Consider the following 24636-nt stretch of genomic DNA (forward strand, 5'->3'; position numbering starts at 1 on the left):
GATGAAAAAAGGACCTGGTTTGTTGGAAAGATCGTTCGATATCGGGATTTATGCGGTGTTGATATTCCTTGTTGTTGTTACCTTGTACCCGCTGCTCTACGTCGTCATGGCTTCCTTGAGCGATGCAAGCCAACTGATTGCTTTCAAGGGTATCCTGTTCAGACCGCTGGGCTTTAGTTTGGAAGCGTACAAAAATGTCATGAGCAATCCGGGCATTTTGATCGGTTATCGGAATACCCTGTTTATTCTTGTGGCGGGCGTAGTCGTGAACTTGTTCATGACGGCATTAGGGGCGTATGTACTTTCGAGGAAAAATGTGATTTGGAATAAAGCCTTTATGATGATCATCGTCTTCACAATGTTCTTCAATGGCGGGCTGATTCCCTTGTATCTGGTCGTGAAAAATATCGGACTGCTCGACTCGTTATGGGCAACGATCATACCTTTTTCCATCGGAACGTTTAACTTAATTATTATGCGAACAGCGTTCATGGGCATCCCGGACAGTTTGGAGGAGTCGGCGAAAATCGATGGCGCAAACCACTTTACGATCCTGTTCCGCATCATCATCCCGCTTTCCATGCCGGTTATTGCAGTGATGATCCTGTATTATGCGGTGGATAAATGGAACGGTTGGTTCTATGCTTCCGTATTTATCAAAAGCCGGGAATTGTTCCCTTTGCAGCTGGTGCTGCGCGAGATCCTGATTGCCAACTCAACGGACGGCATGTCCGCCGGAGCTGATGCGGGAGATCGCTTCCAAATGGCGGAAACGATTAAATATGCGACGATTGTTGTAGCGACATTGCCGATCCTATGCGTCTATCCGTTCGTGCAGCGATTCTTTGTCAAAGGCGTTATGGTCGGATCTTTGAAGGGGTAAAGAAAGAGCGAGAAGCCAATGAATTGGCTTCTATTTGCTCTTTTGTCCATCCAATTCCTCTTTTTGGACATTCCTCCCGCTGTATTTATTGCTATAATACTAGAGGTGGAGACAATCCCTTCATATTTATATCACTCAAACTTTGGGAGGAGAACCATGTGAATCTCCATGTGCTTTGGCAGAAACGAAAGAGTATTATTTTTACTTGGCTGATCTCCTACAGTGCTGTATTATTCATCCCGATGATGATGAGCTTGATCATTTATTCGCAGTCCAGTCAAGCGTTGAAAAGTGAAATCCATCGTGCCAATGATTCTTTGCTCAAGCAGGTACGATATTCCATAGATACACAAATTGACTTAATGAAACGTCTCAATATGGAGATTTCCTGGAACACCAAGCTTCAAACGTTAATGTATTCGACTAAACCAGCAAGCGATGCGCAATTTCTTGCCTATCAGTTAGTCAAAGATTTCAGGATGTATCAGACTTCCTATGCGACGATCGACGAATTTTATGTAACGTGGGATCAAGGTTCCTCGGTCCTTCGACCTGGCAATATTCGTGACAAACAAACAGCCTTCAATACGATTCATAACACAGGCTCACTGCGTTACGAGCAGTGGCTGGATACGATGAACAATGCGCCCAATAACGAGTTCGTGCTGCTGCCGCATGTCGATTCGGCCAGTCCGCAATCGTCAATTGCTTATATTACGCATTTGCCCAAAGATTTGAATGGAAAACAAGCGGGGACTGTCGTCGTTATGGCGGATATGGCGCGATTCCAGAAAGCGATGGAAAGCATTTCGCTGTTCAATGGCGGTCAAATTTTAATTCTTAACCATGACAATCAAGTTCTGATGTCCAATTTACCAGTGACGGATAAGGAAAATGTGATCGTGCAGCAGTTGATGGACGCGGATCACGTCATTTATGCACCGTCCGCGAACGGAGATCCTGAGCTTTCCTATATTCAATCCGAAATATCCGATTTGAAATACGTGCTGGTCATTCCCAGTACGATTTATTGGCAGAAAGCGGAATATGTCCGCAAATTCACCTATATCAGTATTTTCATCAGCATCCTGGGAGCAGGTGTGTTGACTTGGTTTTTCCTGCGCCGCAATTATTCGCCGATTCGCCAGCTGGTGAAATCGATTTCTGATCGAAGTTCGTTGACGGATAGAGATGACGGAAATGAATTGCATTTTATCCAAAATGAAATCTTCCATACGCTGGATGAAAAAGAGAGAATTGCGCTGCAGCTGCAATCTCACCATCATCTGTTGCGCTCCAATATGCTCAGCCGCCTAATGAAAGGGAAAATGGATACACTAATTTCTTATGAAGAGGCTTTCAAATCATTCGATATTGAACTGATATCTAACAAATTTGCTGTTATTTTATTCGCTGTTGAGAATCATGAAAGCCTTCATACGAATTTGCCTGGTATGGATATGAATGAGCGGCGCAAGTTGGTTCAGTTCATCATTACCAATGTCGTCGAAGAACTTGTCGGACAACGTCAGCATGCAGGATATGTGGCCGAAATGGACGAGATGATGGCTTGCTTGATTAATTTTGGAGATATACAAACGTCCGACTTGAATGCGGATTTGGTATGGATTGCATCCGAAGCGCAGCGGTTTCTCACTCGGTTTCGGATGGATTTAACCGTATCCATCGGGGGGGTTCATACAATGCTGTCCGGTGCGGCTATGGCCTATCAAGAGGCAATGGATGCGATGGAATATAAAATGATTATCGGCAAGAAAGAGATTATTGCCTACGATGACTTACGCAGAGACGCTGACGACAAGTCTCAGTTAGGCTATTATTATCCGCTGCAAGTGGAGCAAATGATCATAAACTTGATCAAAGTTGGCGATTATAACCAAGCTTCATCGTTCATGAACGATGTGACGGAACGGAATTTTAACAAACCGTTTGTATCTCTAACGTTGGCCAAATGTCTCATTTTCAATTTAGTCGGCACGATGGTGAAGGCGATTAATGAGCTTGGGGAGAGCGATAGCGGTTTTTTGGGGAATAATCCTTTGTGGATGGAAAATATTATTGCGTGCGATACCTTCACAGAAATGCAGCATGAACTTCAAACCTTGCTTCAAGAAGTTTGCGTTTTTGCAGCAGCTAAAGTTGAGTCGAATCTATCCAAGGAACGGACAGAAACGCTGCGCGATCTGATCTCAGGCGTAATGAAGCATATTGCGGAGCACTATCATGATGCTAATTTGAGTGTCAATACAATTGGTGAACGATTTGAGTTGAAAGGCAGTTACATTTCCAAATTGTTCAAAGAGCAGACCGGGGACGGGCTGTTGGATTACATTTCGAAGTACCGCATTGAACAAGCGAAGAGGATGATGGGCAGCAAAAAAGACTCCATTTCCGACATCGCCAAAATCGTTGGCTACAATGAAGTAGCTACCTTTATCCGCGTGTTCAAGAAATATGAAGGCATCACCCCAGGCAAATTCAAAGAAATGGGTTAGGTTACGGAGGGGCATTAGATGAGACGCACAAGAAAATCATACGCATGGCTGATGGTATCATTGACCTTCGTGACGGTGCTGGCGACCGCTTGTTCGGACAGTCCGCAGCATTCGGTTCCAGACGATAATCCGGCTAAGCCAAAGTTGACTTATTGGGCAGAGCTTAATGGCAATGCGGGCAGCGTGAAGCCCAGCTTCCTGGAGGTTCCTTTCTTCCAAGAATGGCAAAAGCGGACAGGCGTTCAGCTCAAATTCATTCAACCACCGACCAATCAAGCCAAAGAAGCGATAAATGTGCTCCTGGCTTCGGGAGATTTGCCCGATATGATGGAGTATGAGTGGAACCAATTTCCCGGTGGACCCGTCAAAGCGATTAATGACGGCTATATCATCCGGTTGAATGAACTTATCGATCAGTATGCGCCGAATTTAAAGAAATATTTAAGTGAACATCCGGACGTCGACAAACAAATTAAAACGGATGACGGCAGCTACTATGTGTTTCCCTTCATTCGCGGCGATGATCAGCTTCGCACGTACCAAGGGCCAATTGTTCGCAAGGATTGGCTGGAGGAACTGGGGCTGCAGACGCCGACGACGATCGCGGAGTGGCATGCGGTTTTGCAAGCTTTCAAGGAGAAGAAAGGCGTGGAAGCGCCATTAACGTTCCTTGGGGTTCCAAACACGCTGTTCGGGATTGAAGGCGGCGGGTTTGTGGGGGCTTTCGGGATCAAGAAAGGCTTCTACGTGGACCAAGGTCATGTGAAGTTCGGCGCTGCTGAGCAGGGATATAAAGACTTTCTGACGACTTTCCGGCAGTGGTATGCGGAGGGGTTGATCGACAAGAATATTGCTACGGTGGATACGAAAACGATGGATGCCAATATGATCTCGGGCCGCAGCGGCGCAACGATCTGGAATGCAGGCGCAGGGCTCGGCAAGTGGCAGCCGCTCGTTGAGGATAAGGACAAGAAGGCCATGTTCGAAGCGGCGCCATATCCAGTTCTTAAGAAGGGCGACCGCCCCAAATTCAGTCAGCGTAGCTATGCGTATGAAGGAACTGGCGGCGTAGCGATTTCCAGCAAAAGCAAGCACGCGGAAGAAGCAGCGAAGCTGTTGGACTACGGCTACAGTCCAGAGGGGCACATGCTGTTTAATTTCGGCGTGGAAGGAATCAGCTACAAACTAGTGAACGGTTATCCAACGTATACGGATCTCATTTTGCGAAACCCCGACAAGCTTGCACCTGCTCAAGCGTTGGCGATGTACAGCAGATCTAGCTATTTTGGCCCCTTCGTCCAGGACGTCCGGTACATGGAGCAGTTCTACACGCTGCCGCAGCAGAAAAAGGCCGTGCAAATCTGGTCGGACACAGACGTCGACAGCAACATCCTCCCGCAAATTCCCAAGACAGAGCTGGAGAATGCAGAGCTTTCCTCGATCATGAATGATGTGACGACCCTTGTTGACGAAATGTCGCTGAAAATCATCCTCGGCGTTGAATCCCCCGACACATTCGACAGCTATGTCAGCCAGCTCAAAGCCCTGAAGATCGACCGGGCGATCCAGATCCAGCAGCAGGCGCTGGAGCGGGATCGTAAACGGTAGGAGGTTCGAATTTGTTCTGTTGGTGGAGCTAGATAGAGGGTTGGGAGACTGCATAGAGTAGGTGTAAGGTAAAGTAGCTGATTAGGTTGGACGATGAGGCAGTACGTTCGACTTAGAGGAACCAGGATGCGCGGAATGCTTCTATTGCGTGAAGTCAACAATATAGAGGAACTACGATCCCTCTGGAGTTTGTATTTGTTCTGTTGGTGGAGCTAGATAGAGGGTTGGGAGACTGCTTAGAGTAGGTGTAAGGTAAAGTAGCCAGTTTGTAGACGATGCGACAGCACGCGGCTAGGAATGACCCGACCGTCAGGAATCCTGACGGTTTTATTATTCTGTAACGCTGTTTTACAGCGTTACAGATGGGTTTTCCGCACATACTTCCACTTTAACGCTGAATTTCAACTTTAAATCCTACTGCGATCGCTTTCATGTAGCTGTTCCCCAGCTTTAAGGATGTTTTACAGCGTTACAAATGGGTTTTCCACACATACTTCCACTTTAACGCTGTATATCAACCTTAAACCCCGCTGCAATCGCTTTCAGAAGATGTTCCTCAGCCATTAAGCATGTTTTACAGGATCCCTCAGGAGTTTGTATTTGTTCTGTTGCTGGAGCTAGATAGAGGGTTGGGAGAACGCATAGAGTAGGTGTAAGGTAAAGTAGCCAGTTTGTAGACGATGTGACAGCACGCGGCTAGGTAATGACCCGACCGTCAGGAATCCTGACGGTTTTATTATTCTGTAACGCTGTAAAACAGCGTTAAGATTCAACAGAAGCCAGCCCCAACCTTCCCATTAGCTATTTTTGGCGCATAGAGGAAATAGGTGTTTATCCGCGAATTAGTTCAAAAGGTGAACAAAGTGATAGGGGAGGAGGGACTTCATTTGATAGGCACCATGAGCGCGAAGGTGAAGTCGGCATTAACGGATTATTTAACTTTAAAGAAGAGGATTTTTATTATCTTCTTATTCAGCACGTCAATTCCGTTTATTTGTATTGTGCTTATTTCCTACTACACGATTTATTCGATTCTGACGAACAAAATTCAGAACGGCATTCAAAGCAATTTGAAGCAGGTGGAGTTGTCGCTGGAAAGCACGATAAGCAACTTGAATCATGTCTCGCAGCAGCTTGCTTTTGCCGGAAGTGTGGGCAAGAAGTTGGATGAGATGCTGCAGCTTCCAGTCAGTCAATCGTTTGAACGGTCGCAAATGCTCAGTGATTTGAAGGATGAACTAAGTTTAGTCACGTTCACGAATCCAAACATCGGGTTAACGTTGTATTATTTTCAGAATGATCGTACGTATGATCTTGAAAATTCGGCCGTGAAGGAGAAGTTCACGCCGGAGAATCTGCCGCTGCTCGCTGAATACTCGGGAATTTCTTATTATGGGCCGCATGTCAGCAACAATCGGTTCGATAATCAGTTCGTGCTGTCTGCCATGCGCAAGGTGGATTTGCCACTTCGTGATGATGTTTATGTGTATATTGAAACGGGGTTTCATTTAACGCAAAATATTTTGAACAGCGATCAATTTGGCGGCGTGAATTCGCATATTTTTCTCGATAATAAGGGGCGGATTGCGTTTAGTGATCTTCCGGAAGTATTTGCGAAAGATACGATATTCCCCAATTTTGCCCCAAATCAAACCTTTGGCACGCTCACAGATTATTACTGGTTCAGGCAAGTTAGCAATCAAGGGTGGAGTCTGGTCTCTATGATTCCAAAAGCTGATTACAACAAAGAAATGAATCAATGGTTTGTACAAATTGCTTTGTTTTCGCTGATTTTTCTAGGCATGAGTTTGCTGTTGGCTTGGCTTCTATGGAAGATGGTTTACCGCCCTTTAAATGGTTTTAATAAAGAAATCAAGCTAATGGCTCAAAGCAGAGCGCAGACTGTGGCGGTCAAAACGAATATTCCCGAGTTTGATTTCTTATTGCATCAATTTCGTTCAATGAAGGAGCAAATTTGGACGTTATTCGCCGAGGTAGAGTTGAAGGAGAAGCGAAGGGTCGATTTGGAAGTCGAAAAGCTGCTCTACCAAATTAATCCGCACTTCTTAATGAATACGCTGGATACGGTGCATTGGTTAGCGCTTATGAATGGGCAAACGGAGATCGATCGACTGGTGTCATCGCTTAATAAGCTGCTGCATTATAATCTGGGGAAGTTGGGGCAGGCTTCAACGATTAAGGAGGAAATTGAAGCTTTAAAGCAATATTTGATTTTACAACAAATTCGCTATGACTTTAAGTTTGATGTGCAAATGCATGTCGATCAAGAGGTGTGGGATGTGCCGATTCCACGGTTTATTTTGCAGCCGCTTGTTGAGAATTCACTCTACCACGGGTTAAGCGATGATGGTTATATCAAGGTGGATGTCACGCTAAACAGCGCAATTCAGATCGCCATTCGAGATAATGGCTCAGGGATGTCAGATGAAACGATTCACAATTTGTTGAACAATCCGGATGCTGAGAACACGAAAGTCGGCATGGGCATTGGACTTAATTATGTGAAGCGAATGCTCGAGTCGCAATACGGAGACCAAGCAGAACTGCGAATTCAAAGCATACGCGGAAAAGGGACAACGATAACGGTGTCATTACCTATTACGGAGGTGAAAGCTCGTCATGATTAAAGTGTTAATTGTCGATGATGATAAATTAGTGCGAAAAGGGCTTATTTCAGCCATGCCTTGGAACCGTTTTGATATGGAGGTTGTGGGAGAAGCGAGCAACGGTGAGAAAGCGCTGGAGTTCCTGGCAGCGAATGCGGTGGATCTACTGTTGACGGATTTGGCTATGCCCGTTATGTCGGGGATTGAACTGCTGAAGATTGTTCGCAAACAATTTCCCCACATCTATACAGTCGTGTTAACGTTTCATCAGGATTTTGAATATATTCAAGAGGTTTTGCGACTGGGAGCTATTGATTATATTGCCAAGGTTCAGCTGGAAAAAGAAATTTTTGACGAAGTGCTGGGAAGAATTCATAAACGGATTCTGGAAGAGCAGAAGCAGGTACCTCCTCCCCAAGCGACCTTTTATGATGAGGAGGTTCAGGGAGGTTGGGCCTCAGCTCAATTGGACGTTAACGAGAAGGACTTATCTTTGGTGAAGGAACAGTGGTCTGGGCACGAGTGGATATATCAAGACCAGGTTTTTGCCAGCTATAGGCAAGATTTGAAGCAACTGCAGCTGCCGCCAACGAAGTTGATGGGGCTGCTGTATGCGTTGATTGACAAGTGGAATGAACTTTTTAGCCGTGTGCATAAAGTGGATATTCAGCTGCCGGATGCTTTTGGCAATTGGCGTGAGGTGGACGAGTGGTTCGTGCAAACACGTGAATTCATTAGGAAAGCAATGGATAAGCCATCATTTTCCCAGGAAGTTGTGGCTTGTATTATGAAAGCTGTGCACATTGCGCAGGAAGATTTGAGCGAGCAAACGACTGCATTGCATATCGCCAAAAGGGTGAATATGAGCAGAAGCTACTTCAGTCAATGCTTCAAAGAAATCGTTGGCATCAGTTTCAGTGAGCATTTGCGCCATAATCGCATGGAGAAAGCGAAGGAACTCCTGCAGTATACGAATCAAACGATCGCCTTGATTGCTGAGCAAGTGGGTTATATGGATGAGAAGTATTTCAGCCGCACGTTTCGGGAGCAGACAGGTCAATTACCGAGTGAATATCGACAGAAAGCAACCATAGGTAGAGAAATGTCCGATAAATAGAGGGTCAAATGCTGATTGGAACGGATTTAGGGAAGAAGATTGTGTGATTTGCAGTCATTTCCCCCTCTAAACCTGTAACCGCTTTCTATCCATCACATCCCAGATTACATGGTACTTTTAGGGTGTAGACAAATTCTAAAAGCGAAAGAAGGGGCCATACATGAGCAAGTCTAAAAAAAGCATGATGCTGCTGCTCGCTGGCATGCTAGTTGTATTATCCGCTTGTTCGGATGCAGGTAAAACGAAAGAATCACCAAAAGCTTCTGCGGTACCGGCAGCAACAGGTGGCACACAGACGGCTGCTGGGTCTGGTGAGGCAGGTCCGTTCGCCAAATCGGCGAAGCCGATAACGATCAAGATAGGCAAAGATGTTGACGCCGCAGATAAGAGTTTGCCAGCCGGAGATTCCCCGGAAAGCAACCCGTATACCCGTTATATCAAAGAGAATTTGAATATTGATACGAAAATCGTCTGGCAGGCTGCCACGGGCAAAGACTATGATCAGAAGGTGAATCTATCCATTGCCAGCAATGATTTGCCGGATGCTCTGGTCGTGAAAGATACCCAATTCAGGCAAATGGTGAAAAGTGGGCAGCTTGCTGATCTCACCGAAGTTTATAACAAATACGCCTCACCTGCGCTCAAGCATATCATTGAAACGACGCAAGGACTTGCCCTGAAATCCGTTACCGTTGACGGCAAGATGTATGCCCTTCCGAACGTCACGACCGAATCTGATATGGTTCATATGATGTGGATTCGCAAGGATTGGTTGGATAAACTAGGCTTGCAGCCGCCCAAAACGATGGATGATCTGGAGAAAGTAGCCAAAGCATTTGTTGAACAAGATCCTGATGGCAATGGGAAAGCGGATACGATCGGGATCACAGGTCCGCAACTTGGGGGATTGCTGAACGCGGATTTTATCAATCCTAATAATAATAACTATGGTTTTGATCCGATCTTTGCCTCCTACCATTCCTACCCAGGATTTTGGGTAAAAGGGGCAGACGGGAAAACGGCCTACGGCTCTTTGCAGCCGGAAACGAAGCAAGCGCTATCCAAGCTCCGTGATTTATATGCCAAAGGCTTAATAGACAAAGAAATGACCATCCGCAAGGATGCTCAGGAGCTAATTAAGAATGGCACGTCCGGTATTTACTTTGGCTTGTGGTGGGCTGGCGGTTATGGTCCTTTGGCCGATGCGATCAAAAATAATCCCAAAGCAAACTGGCAAGCCTATGCTGCACCGCTGGATGTGAATGGGGAATTTACACCGCATATGGGGAACCCAACGAATCAGTATCTCGTTGTCCGCAAAGGATACGAACATCCAGAAGCTGCTATTCAGATGGAGAATTTGCTGCTTCGTGATGAATCCAAATTTGATGTCAAAGTGAATATTGGCAACTACCCTTTACGTATCGTTTTTGCTCCGATGGATGAAATGGATGTTACGTACAAAATGATAAAAGAGGTTCTGGCTGGCACCAAAAAACCGGAAGAACTTGATCTTCCAGGCTACAAATTGCTCAAAGCGGATGCCGAGAACATAAAAAAAGTGAAACTTGAGCCTTACGATAAGCTGGATATTCAATATTGGAATCCTAATGCCGACCTAGGCGCTTGGAAAAGAATGTATTCCACCTTGGTAGGTATGGCTCCGCTGCAACAGCCATACAAGAAAATGTACAGTGTGACGTATTCACAAACGAAAACGACGGAAAGCAAGTGGGCTACACTGGATAAGTTGGAAAAGGAAACGTTCCTGAAAATTATTATGGGGGCTGCACCGCTGGATTCTTTCGATAAGTTTGTTCAGGACTGGAAGAAGCAGGGCGGAGATCAGATTCTAGCGGAAATCGATGAAATAGCTAAGTAAGCTAACCTTGGAGGCGTCAGTGAAAGCTGGCGCCTTCGCTTCACAACAGAGAGAATGGAAGTGATGAATCGGATGGTTACGAAAGGGTTTGCCAAACATTATTATCTTATGCTGCTTCCAGGCTTTATCTGGTTGACGCTATTCAGCATTGTCCCTATGTTCGGAATCGTGATTGCTTTTCAAGATTTTAATCCAGGGTTAGGCATGTTTCATTCGGATTGGGTTGGGTTGGAAAATTTTCGGTATATGTTTACGCTCAACGATAGCAAAACCGTCTTTGTTAACACGCTGTTTATTGCTGTTATGAAAATTATTGCGAACATGATCGTGCCGCTTGTCTTTGCACTGATGCTGAATGAATTGCGGATTGCCATCTTAAAAAGATGGGTGCAAACGATTGTTTACTTGCCGCATTTCTTATCGTGGGTCATTCTTTCGGGCATCCTTTTGGACGTATTGTCTTATAAAGGTCCTGTAAACGGAATTTTGGGCATCTTTGGCATCAGCCCGACCTTATTTTTTGCCAAGGCGGAATTGTTTCCTTTTATCATTGTAGGCAGTGATGTTTGGAAGGAATTTGGGTTCAATACGATTATCTTTTTGGCCGCTTTAACCGGTATTAATCCTTCACTCTACGAAGCTGCGGCGATAGATGGCGCATCGCGTTGGCAGCGATTATGGCATGTCACGCTCCCCGGCATCATAACGACGGTTATCTTGCTTTCTGTCCTCAGTTTGGGCAATGTGCTTAACGCAGGTTTCGATCAAATTTTTAATCTGTATAATCCACTCGTGTATTCAAGCGGTGATATTATTGATACCTGGGTCTATCGGACAGGATTGCTGAATTTACAATATGGACTGGCCACGGCTATGGGATTATTGAAATCGGTCATTAGTTTTGTACTAATTACGACGTCCTATTTTCTAGCTGCTAAGTTTGCAAATTATCGTATTTTTTAATATAAAGGAGCATGACTATGGTTAAAGAGACAACACTCGGCTCCAAAGCATTCGATCTTGTGCTCATCGTGCTGCTGGTCGGGATCTCCATCATGTGTGTGCTGCCATTGTGGTATACACTGGCCGTCTCATTGAGTGATAATGCGGCTGCTTCATCAGGGCAGGTCAGTTTATGGCCTGTGGGCTTTAATTTCAACTCGTATCAGGAGATCATGGGCGACAGCAAATTTTTCAATTCCTTCTGGATTTCCATTCAACGTGTCGTTCTAGGTTCGAGTCTCAATTTCGTCATTATTATTCTGATGGGTTATCCGTTATCCAAAAATGCCAAGGATTTGCCGTTCCGCAATGTGCTCATGTGGATTCTGGTCTTCACGATGCTGTTCAACGGGGGATTGATTCCGTGGTATCAAACGGTCAAATCATTGGGTTTAATCAACAATATTTGGGCGTTGGTGCTTGGCAACAGTGTGCCGATTTTCAGTGTGATCTTGGTAATCAATTACTTCCGCAATTTACCTAAAGAGCTGGAGGAAGCTGCGCTTGTAGATGGGGCAGGTCCTTGGTACATGCTGATCCAAATATTTATTCCGTTAGCCGTCCCCGTTCTGGCGACTGTCACTTTGTTTAGCATCGTGTATCACTGGAATGAATTTTTTAACGGCCTTGTGCTGATGTCCAATGCGGATCATTATCCGCTGCAGACTTATATTCAGCAATTGGTCGTCATTGTCGACGCCAATACGATGACAGCGGAGCAAATTCAGAAGATGAGTGAGCTGTCCAACCAGACCTTGAACTCCGCCAAAATATTTATAGCGATGATCCCGGTTTTAGTGATTTATCCGTTTTTGCAGCGGTTTTTTATTCATGGGATCACGTTAGGATCGGTCAAGGAGTAGGGCGGGGGTAGAACGCATCAGCTCCCAGCATTCCATTGCGTAACAGTTGTCTCATTGGAAAATGCCTCTTTATCGCCGCCTAGGGTAATGGAAGATAGAGGATCTACGATCCCTCTAGAGTCGAATTTGCTCAGATGGCGGAGTTAGATAGATGGCTGGGAGAACGCGTAGAGTTGCTGCAAGGAAAAGTAGCTAGTTTGTTGGGCGATGCGGCATCATGTACGTCCAAAGTCATCCAGTCACCTGTCACCCATCAGTCAGCCATAGCTAACGAACTGTACGATGCTTATAGACGAGAAAATGGGCACTTTAGAAATTTAACGAACTGAAACGGCGTTATACAGTAATTATTAGGCGGAATCGTGATCATTTATGTGAAATAAAGCATGTATAATTCGTTATAAATTCAAATGTGCCCATTTTGATCAAATAAAGGTACTTGAGTTCATTAGTACTTCCGTGCATCAGGCTTTTCGTACACAAGGGGCTTCCCCCAAGGCCATTGGCCAGCAAGGGGAAAGCTCTACTTTCACGTCACGATTGATTTTCTGGCATCGCCGGAATTTCTGTAATTTTCTCAGGTCGAACCTCAGGCACCTGTTTAGGCGTTATTTCGGGCGTAACCGCTGGTTGAAACTCTGGGGGGACATCCGGCTTGATTTCTGGGATGAGCTCCGGTGTAATCTCTGGAGTTTTCTTTTGCTCATTCGTATTATCGTTGGGAAAATTTGTCATGTTGAACACCTCCTCCTCACCTTTTACCCTTTCTATCGGTTTCAGAATCTGATTTTCCAGTTTTCTAACCGTTGTCTGTTATTTAAATAGCCAAAAAGGGTAATCGTATAAGGTAAGCATGTGAATACATGTAAAAAGAGGAGTGGATCTAGATGAAGATGATGGTCAAGAAAGTTGCTTTTCTACTCGCAGACGGTTACGAAGACTCAGAAATGAAGAATCCTTATGAGGCGCTAACGCAAAATGGAACCGATGTTGTCATTATCAGTTTGGAAAAAGGCGCACTGCTAAACGGCAAGAAAGGCACGATTTCGTACACCTCGCATCTAGCCGCTGAGGAAGCGAATGCGGGAGACTATCAAGCTGTCGTGATTCCTGGAGGGAAATCTCCGGCCAAGCTGCTGGAGAATGAACATATTCTGGCTTTTGTCCAAAAAGCCGACCAAGCGGGCACGACGATCGCAGCGATCTGCCACGGGCCGCAAGTACTGGCCAAAGCCGGCTTGCTGCAAGGCAGGACGTTGACGGCTTACCCGGGAATTGCCGATGAGGTCAAAGCGGCAGGAGGCACTTTCGTCGACCAGGAAGTCGTGGTGGACGGCAATCTGATTACCTCGCGTACACCGGAGGACGAGCCGGCTTTTATTCAGGAGATCATTAATCGAATCGGCGTCGCGGCTTACTGATTTCAACGCGCGAATCCGGCGATGCTCTTAAATAAAGAAGTGTATAAGCCAGTGACGGCTTATACACTTCTTTTTTGCCGGAAAGGTAGCTGAAAGTGCTACCTCGCGCGCGGAGGGAACTACAGTCCGCTATTCTAGCCAAAATTGCTCATATCGCGGGGGTGAGGGAACTATAGTCCGCTATTTTGCTATTTCAAGGCAAACTGAGCGTTTTTCGTGGAAATAAGACCCTATAGTTCCGCTAATACCCAAGCATCCCCGCTATTTGCCTAAATAGAGTCCTGGAGTTCCTTTAAATAAAAATTTTCCACTTTTAAGAGGGTCATCTCGTAAGAAGGCGAAGCCGTTTTTACCAATGATCTTTATTTGGCCTCTAAACGGGCAATCTCCTTGCGAACGATAGGGGCAACTTTGGTGCCCAGCAGTTCAATAGCGCGGAGAACCTCACGGTGCGGCATTGTGCCGACGTTCACATGCAGGAAGAAACGAGAGATGCCCAAGTTTTTGCGCAGCAGCAGAATTTTCTCTGCCACATATTCCGGATCTCCGACATAAAGCGCCCCGCGGAGGCTTCTTGCGGCATCGAATGTCGCCCTGTTGTAGCTTTGTCCCCAGCCGCGTTCACGTCCGATGACATTCATTTGGGCTTGGGTTGGAGCGAAGAAGGACTCAGCAGCCTGCTCAGTCGTGTCGCTTACAAACCCATGCGAATGCGTTGCGATCTGCAGTTTGCTTGGGTCATGCCCAGCGCGCACAGCGGCTTCTTTGTAGAGAGCGACCAAGGGAGCGAAGCTCTCTGGCATGCCGCCGATGATGGCGAAGGCGATCGGAAGTCCCAGCATGCCAGCGCGCACAGCGGATTGGGCATTCCCGCCACTGGCAATCCATACGGGAAGCGGGCTCTGAACGGATCTGGGATAGACGCCCAGATTGTTAATGGCAGGGCGGTGGCCGCCGCGCCAAGTTACCTTTTCCGATTCTCTAATCGCGAGCAGCAGTTCCAGATTTTCTTCGAATAATTCGTCGTAATCCTCTAGGCTATATCCGAAAAGCGGGAAGGATTCGACGAAGGAGCCTCGACCTGCCATGATTTCGGCGCGGCCATTCGAGATGCCGTCAAGGGTAGAGAAGGCTTGATAGACGCGAACGGGATCATCAGAGGACAGCACAGTTACCGCGCTGGTCAGCCTGATATTCTTGGTCATGGCGGCCGCAGCAGCCAACACGACGGCTGGAGCAGTTCCCGCATAATCGGCGCGATGATGCTCGCCAATGCCATAGACATCCAAGCCTACTTGATCAGCCAGCACGATCTCCTCAACCGCATTGCGCAGTCGTTCGGCGTGACTCATCACCTCTCCGGTCTTTGGGTCTGGTGTTGTCTCTAAGAATGTACTAATTCCAATTTCCATGTTTGCTATTTGATCGGTCATATAAGCTTGTCGCCTCCTTATCTAAGTTATAGTTTACTCGTTTTTTGTTAGTTTCTCAACTTTAGTAAGCAGAATGCGCGATAATCATCTGAACATATAAAAAAAGAGCTATCCCAACAAGCCCAATGGGCCGTGTGGAAAGCTCCTTTATAGAACCAATTCTTATTGAAGGGACTGCAAGTGCTCGGATAAGCGATCCCAAGTTTCTGTGATACCTTGCTCCATACCCATGTCCATTACCTTCTGCAGTGCTTCCTCAGACGCATATTTAGAACGGCTGATCAATTTTGTTTTCCCATCGTGCTCTTCAAACAACATGCTAATTTCACTGGATGGCAGATCTTCCTTTACGTTGCCCTCGGCATCTGAAAAGAAGTCGACATAGTCGATTTTTTCAGCTGGGACGATGTCGCCATAAACGGCTTTGCCCCAAGATTCATAACCGTAAAAATCACCTTGGTTTTTATCCATACATTTCATGCAATAGTGCCAGACTCCGCCCGGGCGGAAGTCGACCGTGCAAACGGTAACTTCCCAGCCGCGAGGTCCCCACCAATGCTTCAAATGTTCAGCCTCTGAGAATGCTTTGAAAACAAGTGCACGAGGAGCTTGGAATTCACGCTCAAGAATAAGGACTTGACCTTCTATTTTAGTTATCATTTTGGATGTCATTGCGGATTCCTCCTGAGTTTGAATTGGTTTTGTGTTCTTTTAACTTTAGTTTCTGCAGGTAATTCTCCAAGGCGTCAAATCGCTCATCCCATACTACCCGATATGTTTTGAGCCAAGCATCCAACTCCTGAAAGGGGTCCAGGCGTAGCTTGTAGTTGCGCCGATTTGCCATGGCCTGAACTTCGACGAGTCCGGCATCGAGCAGTACGCGCAAATGTTTCGAGGCTTGCGGTTGCTGGAGTTCAAGCCGTTCGGCGATTGCCCCAACGGGCAGAGGGCCGTCCAGTAGCAGCTCCACAATACGCAATCGATTAGGTTCAGCCAGCGCGCTAAATGTCGTTATATCCATAGTTGTGATGTTCCTTAAATGAATCGAGTGTCTTCAAGTCTCGGTCTCTGTGTTTGGGTCCCTTCATATCAGGCCACCTCGTTTCTTAGGTATGTACCGTCCTTGTATTCATAATATACCCCGAATGGAATATTCCTGTCAAGGAATATTGTTGGAGAAAGATTAGGATTGGGAAAACCCCCTCAGTCATCGGATGAGGGGGTTTCTTACGATTCCGGGGATTTCACCCAAGGAGAATACAAGTTCCTGGACGTTCTTCGGAGCTTGGCTTTCACTTGAACTTCAAGATCAGCATGCGGTAAGATCGTCTCCTCCCATTGATCCTTGATTTGTTTCCACTGTTTGGGATTTCTGTCTTCCAGACTATTGCCGAAAGCAAAAATATCTGATTTATAATCGACAGCTATTTTTCGGAAAGCCACTTTCACTTCGTTTTCGACCTTTTTGGCGAATTGTCCCTCTAAATAGGCAATCGATTTCTCATCTGTTTTGAACGTAGTGCTCGCTTTGTCGCCAATATTGAATTCCAATGCAATATGAATGCGGATGGAAGCTTGGCCATCTTGATAGGTAACCCTCCTGACGCTCTTTTTCTCTCCCGCTAATTCTAGCGATATGTGGCAATCCTTTTCGTTCTGGCAGGGGACTACAACGATCGCAGATTTCAACTTTTCTATTGCCCAGAGAAAACCTCGTGTCTCCTGACCGCTCAACGTTCCAGCAAGTTGACCATTATGAAATACGGCTGAGCCGGAAGCGTAGAATAAGGAGGATTGATGGGTATCTTTTCCTTAGTAAGGCTTCATGCCGACTATGGATTTTACATAATCATTTTGTTCGATTAAATGGAGAATCGGCATGAAAGGCTGGCCGCCGATAGGTTCCGCAAGCTTGCGAAGGAATTCAGTTAACAATACTTTGCTGGATTTTCCTTCCAAATCGGTATTCAGCAAGAGGTCTTTCATATATCTTGAAGATAGGGTAGAAATATCAGGACTGGATTCCAGTAAATCCAGCGCACGTCCACTCACCATAGCGATATTAGCGGTCCCACGGAGTTCGGGGTCTGATGAGAAGAAGTCCAAGTATTGACGTGTATTGGTTTTAGCCGCTTGTTCCCCGATCAAGAGCACCTGCAAGTGAGCCCAGAAGAGCTTTCTTCCGGTGATTTTAATATAATTGCGCGCTGCTTCGAAGGTTGTATTGCCTGCTACGCTCAAGGTTTTTTTTTGCTCGCCCTTAAACCCGCCGGATGGTTTCATTTCTTCAAGAACGGGGGTGAGGACAGTTAGCACGATTTGTCCACGATCGTTGATATCAATGCCCGCCGCTAAGACATATTCGACTTTATCAGATTCATGCCGATTCCAACAACCGGTAGTTAAAGTTAGCAACAAGCTTAGCAAGAGCATGGTTTTAACGGTTTTCTTCATGTGCGGATCTCCTTGCTTTCAACTTGCCAGCAAGCCATAGAATGGTTAGAAGAAGCAGGGCGTAGAAGCAGAAGACCGCGCCTTTGGCAATTTCATATTCGACGATGGCGTTATAAACATTGTCAGGAATTAATGACAAATAGAAGATAATTACGCTTATCGGAATCATAAGGCCACGAAAATGACTAGTTCCAAACCAATCTTGGAAGCCGGTACAACAACAATAAAAGGTGAATGTCCCTTTGGTTAAGTTCAGGAAAATCCATAGTGCCAGAAAAGGACTTTCCAGATGTTCAATAAATTCAAAGATGGCAATATCTTTGATTAATTCCATAACCGGGAAGGTGAGTCGTTGCGTAAACGCGCTGCCATAGGTGCCCAAGGTAACAAGAAAGACGATTTCGAACGAAAAGGTAACGATAATTATTGTCCAAACCATCGTATGAATCATTTTGCTTTTATTTTTGACGTGTGGATAAATAAATAGCACCAGTGTCATTTCCGAGAACGCGCTGCAGATGCCCAAGGAGCCTTTGAGCGTATCCAGCATCGAGGCGTTGAAAAGAGGCAGCATGCGCTGGAACTCGACATTTTCCAATGAGAGTACGAATAAAATCAGCATTAATACAGCAATGCCAGGTAGAATAACTTCGCTCCAACGTGCAATGGATAGTATTCCGCCGTGAGCTAAGTAATATCTTAGAATTAACATCATGACAACAATGAGTTCAAGGGGAGTCTCCGGCAGTATTAATGTAACGAATAACTCTGTAATGATGCGAACCGTAATCGCTGAAAAAAGGAGTAAAGGACCTAGCAACAGGAGCGCAAAGAGGCGTCCAAAGACAGGTCCGAATAGACTTAAACAATAGGCGATAATACTTTTTTCCTGCATAGATGATCCTACTTCTGAGATCAGCCAAATAATGGGGATGACCAGGAGACTGCCGATTAGAATCGATAGCCAGCCGTTGTGTCCTGCTGCTTGTGTCAGGTTGCGCGGCAGTGTAAAGAAAAGCGTACCATAGACACTAAAACAGAGAAGTAAAAGTGTTTGTTTGGTCGTTAGATTGGGTGAGAGCAAGAAGGTTCCTCCAACTGTCTAAGGTTTTTGCTTTTTGAGCCCGAGAAAACGTTGTCGATAATTCAAGGCATAGGAAGGTTTTTTGAAAATAAAGGAATCGTCTACAGCACTTAAAGTCTGAGGTGTCAACGTAGCCAGGTAGCTGACCCCAAAAGAACGTAAATGGATCATATGAATGAGAATCATACTGGTGCCAAAGACGATGCCAAAAATACCGAAGACTGCGGCTAAGACCATTAAAGGGAAGCGGAGGAAACGGATGGCTAGAGACGCATTATAATTAGGAATGACGAAGGTTCCGATAGCGGTAAACGACACGATGATGGTTAGAACCGGACCGACAATATTCGCTTGTACAGCCGCTTGTCCGATCACTAATGCGCCAACGATACCGATCGTTTGTCCCATGGAGCCTGGCAGACGAAGACTGGCTTCCCGCAGCAGTTCCAAACTGATTTCCATAATCAAGGCTTCGAAGAAAGCTGGGAATGGAATCCCGCTGCGATTGGCTGCAATCGCAAGCATCAGCTGCGTCGGCAGCATTTCTTGGTGATAAGAAGTAATTGCAATATAAATGGAGGGAAGCATAAGCGCCATCATGATCGCGAAGAACCGTACCCAACGAAGCATCGTAACCGCTAGATAGTTGGTATAATAATCCTCTGTCGACAGGAGGAATTCCGGGAATGTAATCGGCATGAGCAGGGCGAATGGCGTGCCATCCACAAGCACAACAATTTTCCCCTCTAGAAGAGCTGCCGCAGCCTTATCCGCTCTCTCCGTCGAGCTGACTTGCGGGAAGGGGGAGCGAGGTGAATCCTCCAAATAATCTTCCAATTGCCCGCTATCCAGAATGCCCTCCGTATCAACCAAAGAAAGTCTCCGTTTGACCTCTTTCACAATGCTGGGGTTGGCGACGTCCTGCAAATAAGCGACAACGCCATCCGTTAATGTGCGAGTACCAATTTGAATGGGATAGAAAACGAGTTGGGGATCCTTAATTTTCCTTCTGATCAAAGCCGTATTGGTTCTAAGCACCTCATTAAAGGCATCCTGAGGCCCCCGAATGATCGGCTCTACGGTAGGCTTGGAGACGAATCTATGCTCCCATCCCTCTGATGTGATAAGCAAAGACTCAGCAAACCCATCGATGATCAACAGCGTGCTCGAGTACAGAAGCCCCGAGATGCTTTCTTTCAAAGTGGTCTCCCGCTTAATTCCACTGGCTGTAATCACATAATTCTCGATATAACTTAGTGTTATCTGTGTTGTTTGCTCCATTTTCATAAGCGGAAGTATAACGCATTGGTGAACAATATCTTTCTCCGCTAGTCCGTCAATGTACATAACAACCGCTCGAATCTCCAGATTTTCCTCACTTTGCAAAATAATTTCACGAACGATTAAATCGGACGCATGCTGAATAGTTTCTTTGATTGCAGCCAAGTTTTCTTCCAGGCTAGTACTCAACTGCAGATCGGCGAGCGCTTGCAACCGGGCTGATTCCTGATGGAGGGGAGGAGGTGCAGGGACCGTGGACCCTTTGAGCAGCTTATCAAAAAAAGACATCTTAAGCGCCTGCCTTTACAACGATGCTGTGCATCACATTTTGAAATAAGGTCGAGAGGATGTACAACGTTCCGGTTAAATGAAGTAAAGCCAGAATAAGGCCTAATAGAAATAAAGAGACATAGGCAATCACGATTCGGCTGTCTTGTTCACGAACTTTTTTGGGGGGATGACCAATAATGAGCAGGATTAGAGCGGATAAGAATATCAACATGGCTATCACCTTGGATTTGATTGCTTTTAGGTTTTGCCATTCCAACTATTTTTATCCAAGGGAAATAATGTATAGCGTAGATGAAACCGCGGAAGAATACCCTGTAATGGTGAAATCAAAGATCGAAAGGTGAGGACATGCATCATTTAACTCAAGATGTAAGGACCTACTTTCAGAAGGAATTTAATCATGCAAATGATTTAATTATACATACGTTAAGTTGGAATCATAAGCCGATACATATCGTTTACTTAATTACTTTAGTGAATGAGCAGTCGATTCAAGATGGTGTTTTGACGCCGCTTAAACACACTGAACAGGGAGAATTTCTGCAAACCATTACCTTGGGGCAGATGCAGATTACCTGTCTGCTCGAACAAGCTGTAGACGCTTTATTAAGAGGCTATTGTGTGATTTATTTCGATGATGATGCGGATCTGTATCTCTTCCATACCCCATCGAGTTATCAGAGAAGCATTACGGAACCTGTCAATGAAAAGGTGCTGGGTAATTCGCATGAGGGATTCATTGAACGACTGGATATTAACTTGCACTTGATTCGCAAGAAAATAACAAGCCAGCATCTAGCCATACGTTATGCCCATGTTGGATTGGAGGCCGACACCAAGTTGGCTATTGTTTATATGGATCAACTGGCGAATCTGGAAATTGTCGAGGAGATTAATAAGCGGATTGCAGAGATCAGCATTGATTATATTTCTTCGGTCGGCATTGTCGAGCAATTCATCGAAGATGCACCGTACTCACCATTTCCACAGCTGCTGAGCACCGAAAGGGTTGACCGTGTATCGGCCAATCTTATGGAGGGGCGCATCGCTTTGCTGGCCGATGGTTCATCGAATGCCATTATTCTGCCTGTAAGTTTCTTTGCTTTCTATCAATCGCCGGATGATTATAATCTGCGTATTCTGAATGGCAGTTTTTTTCGGCTGCTGCGGGTTTCCAGTTTTTTCATCGCTATCACGCTGCCGGCCATTTATATCGCAGTGGTCAGTTTCCATTTCGAGACGATTCCGAACGAATTGGTGCTGCCCATGCAGAACGCGGTGCTGGATATCCCTTTCCCGCCGATTATGGAAGCGATGCTCATGGAGTTAACCGTGGAGCTAATCCGAGAAGCGGGGCTGCGTTTGCATTCGGCTGTCGGACAAACCATCGGCGTCGTAGGAGGATTGGTTATCGGAGATGCCATTGTCCGAGTGGGTCTTGTCTCTAATATTATGATTGTTGTTGTTGCACTAACGGCAATATCTTCGTTTGTTGTGCCCTCGTACGAATTTCGAGAGACGCTCCGTATCCTCAGGTTCCCCATTATGATTCTAGCTGCTTCATTTGGCTTTCTTGGAATCGCCTTTGGATTATCAATCCTGTTGATTCACATGTGCAAGCTGGAAGTATTGGGTATTCCTTACTTCTACCCGCTGTCACCACTGAATTGGAAGGGAATGAAAGATACCTTTATCCGAATGTCCATCTGGCAAATGAACCAGAGGCCTCAGGATAGTAAACCTCAGAAGAAGTGGAGGAATTTATGGTTGAGAGGCTCGGTGAAACATGGGAGAAACAAAAAATAAGATCTCATCGACACAGTTAGCCTTTTTTACGATACAAACTGCTATCGGCGAAGGCGCATTAACGTTGCCGTTCACCTTGCACGCCATTTCATCGGGGGATGGTTGGATATCGCTGCTTTTGGCTGGCCTTACGACCCAAATTATCATTGTGCTTATCTGGGGGATATGCCGGAGATACCCGGAGCTGACCCTTATGGACATTTTGCCAAAGCTGGTGGGAAAACTGGTGGGCAGAGTGATCAGCGTTCTATTTATCGCCTATTTCACTGCTTTGGCTAGTATTGTGCTATTAAACTACACAAGAATTATTTCTTCATGGATTTTCCCGACAACGCCAAGATGGGTCATTATGGCATTAATGATGTTCACCACCTTTTACTTGGCCAAAGAGAGCTTGCGCATGATTGCACGGTTTGAAGTGCTTCTATCGAGTATCTTGGTTATCTTATTGGGCTTGGTCATGTTTCCTCTATTCAAAGGGAATGTACTTTACCTGCTGCCTATTGGCTTATCGGGGAGCTGGCCTATCATCAAAGGGATAGAGAATGCAGCGATTGCCATGGCCGGTTTTGAGCTGATGTTCGTGATTTATCCGCAGATTCAATCAAAGGATCGAACGGTACTGAAAACAATGATGCTGTCTTACGTTATCATTACTACTTTCTATTTGATTATCGTAATTTCATGCTTTGTATTTTTCAGTCCGAAAGAAATGGATATCGTACCTGAGCCTGTACTTTATATGCTCAAAGCGGTTTCCTTCCGATTTTTTGAGCGCACTGATCTTATCTTCCTGTCTTTTTGGGTTCCGATTGTTATGACCTCCATCGCAAATTACGTCTTTTTCGCTGCGACGAGTATTCAGAAGTTGCTGAAAGTGAACCAACCAACCCTGGTAACCTTCATCGTGGTTATGGTTTGTTGGCTGCTTGTTTTGATACCCAGTGATGTCTTGCAAATGGAAAAGATCAATAAGTGGTTCTCGAAAGCAACTTTAATTATGATCTATGGATTACCTATTCTTCTATTTGCAGTCACCGTGTGGAAGCACAGAAAAAATAAGACGGTGGTAGAATGAAAATGTGGTATAAATCAGTGAGCTTATGCGTGCTTATCTGTGTATTAACTGGCTGCTGGGATCAAATATTGTTAAAGGATGTAAGGCTGATTCTGAATACAGGATTGGATGAGGGGACGCAAGCAAACCTGAGGACGACTTTTGTCGTGGTGGATAAAAAAAGCAAGCCGCGCTTAGTCGCGGCAGAAGGCAATACGCCAAGGGATACGAGGGTTAATCTTGCCAAAGAGCTGACGAGAGAGCCGGACACTTCCAAGAATCGATTAGTCGCTATTGGCGATAAAATGGCGAAAAATAAGCTTGGTGATATTTTGGATGTGTTTTACCGAGATCCCAAAAGCGCTTTAAGCGCCAAAATTGTCGTTATCGATGGAAAAGCTAATGATTTCTTAGCCAATGAGCATAAGCATAAGCCCAACTTAATCGTTAACTTAGACAGGCAAGTAATCGGCGCTGAGAAGGCTACGATTGTTCCGAATATCAACTTGCAATCTGTTCTGAAGTTTATCCATGATCCTGGTCAGGATATTGTCCTTCCCTATATGGGGCCTGGACATTCCGGCAGCAGGGTGAAGGGGGTTGCCCTTTTTAGCAACCAGGTTTTGTCAGGATTTCTATCCGATTCGGAATCGCCTATTTATTTATTATTGGCTGGACAAATGGGTGAAACAGCTACTTTTAGCGTGAAAACGGAAAAAAATACAGATAAAGTGGGCAGCTTATTAACGCTGCGGGTCTACAAAGCCCATAGTCAGATAAAGCTTGCTATCGTTGATCAACAAGTACAAGTTAATATCCAGTTAACGATGAAAGCTCAAGTGGAGGAATATCCGAAGGAGCATCAGTTCGATGAAAGCAATGTTAAAAAACTAAATGAGTTTATTTCCTCAGAATTAACAGAAGATGCGAGGCAAGTCATTCAAAAACTTCAGAAGTTTAACTGTGATGCTTTGGGAATTGGCAGAAGGTTAATTGCCTTTCACCATGACTACTGGGCAACGTCGAACTGGGATGAGGTTTATCCCGGGATCAAGATAGAGCCGCATGTCACCGTGAAGTTGACTAGACCTGGAATCATTAACTGAACGGCACGGCAGCTTGTGCTGCTTCAATACGAATCAGTGCCTGGGATTAATAATCGCATCAAAGAGGCTGTCTCACAAGGTGTAAACCTAGGGAGCAGCCATTTTTTATTTCCAAGCTAATAAAGACCTCTCAAAGCTCCAATACGCGCCAAAAGCGGCACATTCTAGAGAAAACGTAGTGTGAAAAGGAACTACGATCCGCTAA

General features: G+C 45.5%; 21 protein-coding genes and 1 pseudogene. 13 read left to right on the forward strand and 9 right to left on the reverse strand.

The window, feature by feature from the left end:
* The first annotated feature begins 1 nt into the window (after position 1).
* From LOZ80_RS07335 to LOZ80_RS07375, 9 genes are all read left to right on the forward strand, one after another.
* Complete coding sequence (locus LOZ80_RS07335) at positions 2–883, forward strand: carbohydrate ABC transporter permease (RefSeq protein ID WP_238170814.1); 882 nt, start codon at positions 2–4, stop codon at positions 881–883.
* 158 nt (positions 884–1041) lie between these two features.
* Positions 1042–3399, forward strand: a complete 2358-nt coding sequence (locus tag LOZ80_RS07340) for an AraC family transcriptional regulator (RefSeq protein WP_238170815.1) — start codon at positions 1042–1044, stop codon at positions 3397–3399.
* Positions 3400–3417: 18 nt separating this feature from the next.
* Entirely contained in the window at positions 3418–5007 is a 1590-nt protein-coding gene (locus LOZ80_RS07345; RefSeq protein WP_238170816.1) for an extracellular solute-binding protein, read from the forward strand.
* Positions 5008–5906: 899 nt separating this feature from the next.
* On the forward strand, positions 5907–7655 hold the full coding sequence (locus LOZ80_RS07350; protein ID WP_238172921.1) for a sensor histidine kinase: 1749 nt from the start codon (positions 5907–5909) through the stop codon (positions 7653–7655).
* A complete protein-coding gene (locus LOZ80_RS07355; protein WP_238170817.1) occupies positions 7648–8751 on the forward strand; it encodes a response regulator in 1104 nt (367 codons plus the stop codon). The genes LOZ80_RS07350 and LOZ80_RS07355 overlap by 8 nt, the downstream gene beginning before the upstream one ends.
* Before the next feature lie 160 nt (positions 8752–8911).
* Entirely contained in the window at positions 8912–10633 is a 1722-nt protein-coding gene (locus LOZ80_RS07360; RefSeq protein ID WP_238170818.1) for an extracellular solute-binding protein, read from the forward strand.
* Positions 10634–10705: 72 nt separating this feature from the next.
* Positions 10706–11596 (forward strand): ABC transporter permease, encoded by an 891-nt coding sequence (locus tag LOZ80_RS07365; protein ID WP_238172922.1) that lies wholly within the window; start codon positions 10706–10708, stop codon positions 11594–11596.
* Between the two features lie 17 nt (positions 11597–11613).
* Positions 11614–12498 (forward strand): carbohydrate ABC transporter permease, encoded by an 885-nt coding sequence (locus LOZ80_RS07370; RefSeq protein WP_238170819.1) that lies wholly within the window; start codon positions 11614–11616, stop codon positions 12496–12498.
* Between the two features lie 134 nt (positions 12499–12632).
* Complete coding sequence (locus LOZ80_RS07375) at positions 12633–12827, forward strand: hypothetical protein (RefSeq protein WP_238170820.1); 195 nt, start codon at positions 12633–12635, stop codon at positions 12825–12827.
* A gap of 205 nt (positions 12828–13032) precedes the next feature.
* Here LOZ80_RS07375 and LOZ80_RS07380 read toward each other — a convergent pair whose 3' ends face one another.
* On the reverse strand, positions 13033–13233 hold the full coding sequence (locus tag LOZ80_RS07380; RefSeq protein WP_238170821.1) for a hypothetical protein: 201 nt from the start codon (positions 13231–13233) through the stop codon (positions 13033–13035).
* Positions 13234–13385: 152 nt separating this feature from the next.
* Here LOZ80_RS07380 and LOZ80_RS07385 point away from each other — a divergent pair, with 152 nt between their 5' ends.
* Entirely contained in the window at positions 13386–13919 is a 534-nt protein-coding gene (locus LOZ80_RS07385; protein ID WP_238170822.1) for a type 1 glutamine amidotransferase domain-containing protein, read from the forward strand.
* 362 nt (positions 13920–14281) lie between these two features.
* Here the strand turns inward: LOZ80_RS07385 and LOZ80_RS07390 are convergent, their stop codons facing one another.
* The 8 genes and pseudogenes from LOZ80_RS07390 to LOZ80_RS07425 all read right to left on the reverse strand — a co-directional run bounded on the left by LOZ80_RS07390 (position 14282) and on the right by LOZ80_RS07425 (position 20673).
* Positions 14282–15331 (reverse strand): LLM class flavin-dependent oxidoreductase, encoded by a 1050-nt coding sequence (locus LOZ80_RS07390; RefSeq protein ID WP_443147054.1) that lies wholly within the window; start codon positions 15329–15331, stop codon positions 14282–14284.
* A gap of 183 nt (positions 15332–15514) precedes the next feature.
* Entirely contained in the window at positions 15515–16024 is a 510-nt protein-coding gene (locus LOZ80_RS07395; protein WP_238170824.1) for an SRPBCC domain-containing protein, read from the reverse strand.
* Positions 16002–16373 (reverse strand): ArsR/SmtB family transcription factor, encoded by a 372-nt coding sequence (locus LOZ80_RS07400; RefSeq protein ID WP_238170825.1) that lies wholly within the window; start codon positions 16371–16373, stop codon positions 16002–16004. Before LOZ80_RS07400 ends, LOZ80_RS07395 begins: the two co-directional genes overlap by 23 nt.
* 206 nt (positions 16374–16579) lie before the next feature.
* A pseudogene (locus LOZ80_RS07405) lies at positions 16580–17116 on the reverse strand (Ger(x)C family spore germination C-terminal domain-containing protein); the annotation flags it as partial.
* Between the two features lie 48 nt (positions 17117–17164).
* A complete protein-coding gene (locus tag LOZ80_RS07410; protein ID WP_238170827.1) occupies positions 17165–17806 on the reverse strand; it encodes a Ger(x)C family spore germination protein in 642 nt (213 codons plus the stop codon).
* On the reverse strand, positions 17790–18890 hold the full coding sequence (locus LOZ80_RS07415) for a GerAB/ArcD/ProY family transporter (protein ID WP_238170828.1): 1101 nt from the start codon (positions 18888–18890) through the stop codon (positions 17790–17792). The genes LOZ80_RS07410 and LOZ80_RS07415 overlap by 17 nt, the downstream gene beginning before the upstream one ends.
* A gap of 18 nt (positions 18891–18908) precedes the next feature.
* Positions 18909–20459, reverse strand: coding sequence for a spore germination protein (locus LOZ80_RS07420; RefSeq protein WP_238170829.1), 1551 nt, complete (start codon positions 20457–20459; stop codon positions 18909–18911).
* A 1-nt stretch (position 20460) separates the two neighbouring features.
* Positions 20461–20673: a hypothetical protein gene (locus LOZ80_RS07425; RefSeq protein WP_238170830.1), complete on the reverse strand. Its 213-nt coding sequence runs from the start codon at positions 20671–20673 to the stop codon at positions 20461–20463.
* A gap of 137 nt (positions 20674–20810) precedes the next feature.
* On the opposite strand from LOZ80_RS07425, the gene LOZ80_RS07430 reads away from it, so the two are divergent.
* The 3 genes from LOZ80_RS07430 to LOZ80_RS07440 are packed head-to-tail and all read left to right on the forward strand — an operon-like array spanning position 20811 to position 24431.
* Positions 20811–22268 carry a spore germination protein gene (locus LOZ80_RS07430; protein ID WP_238170831.1) on the forward strand — a complete coding sequence of 486 codons (1458 nt, stop codon included), beginning with the start codon at positions 20811–20813 and terminating at the stop codon, positions 22266–22268.
* Positions 22249–23346 (forward strand): GerAB/ArcD/ProY family transporter, encoded by a 1098-nt coding sequence (locus LOZ80_RS07435; protein WP_238170832.1) that lies wholly within the window; start codon positions 22249–22251, stop codon positions 23344–23346. The genes LOZ80_RS07430 and LOZ80_RS07435 overlap by 20 nt, the downstream gene beginning before the upstream one ends.
* The gene (locus tag LOZ80_RS07440; RefSeq protein WP_238170833.1) at positions 23343–24431 is read left to right on the forward strand and encodes a Ger(x)C family spore germination protein; all 1089 of its coding nucleotides are present in this window, start codon (positions 23343–23345) and stop codon (positions 24429–24431) included. The genes LOZ80_RS07435 and LOZ80_RS07440 overlap by 4 nt, the downstream gene beginning before the upstream one ends.
* Positions 24432–24636: the final 205 nt, after the last annotated feature.

Source organism: Paenibacillus sp. HWE-109 (assembly GCF_022163125.1).
Taxonomy (GTDB): Bacteria; Bacillota; Bacilli; order Paenibacillales; family NBRC-103111; genus Paenibacillus_E.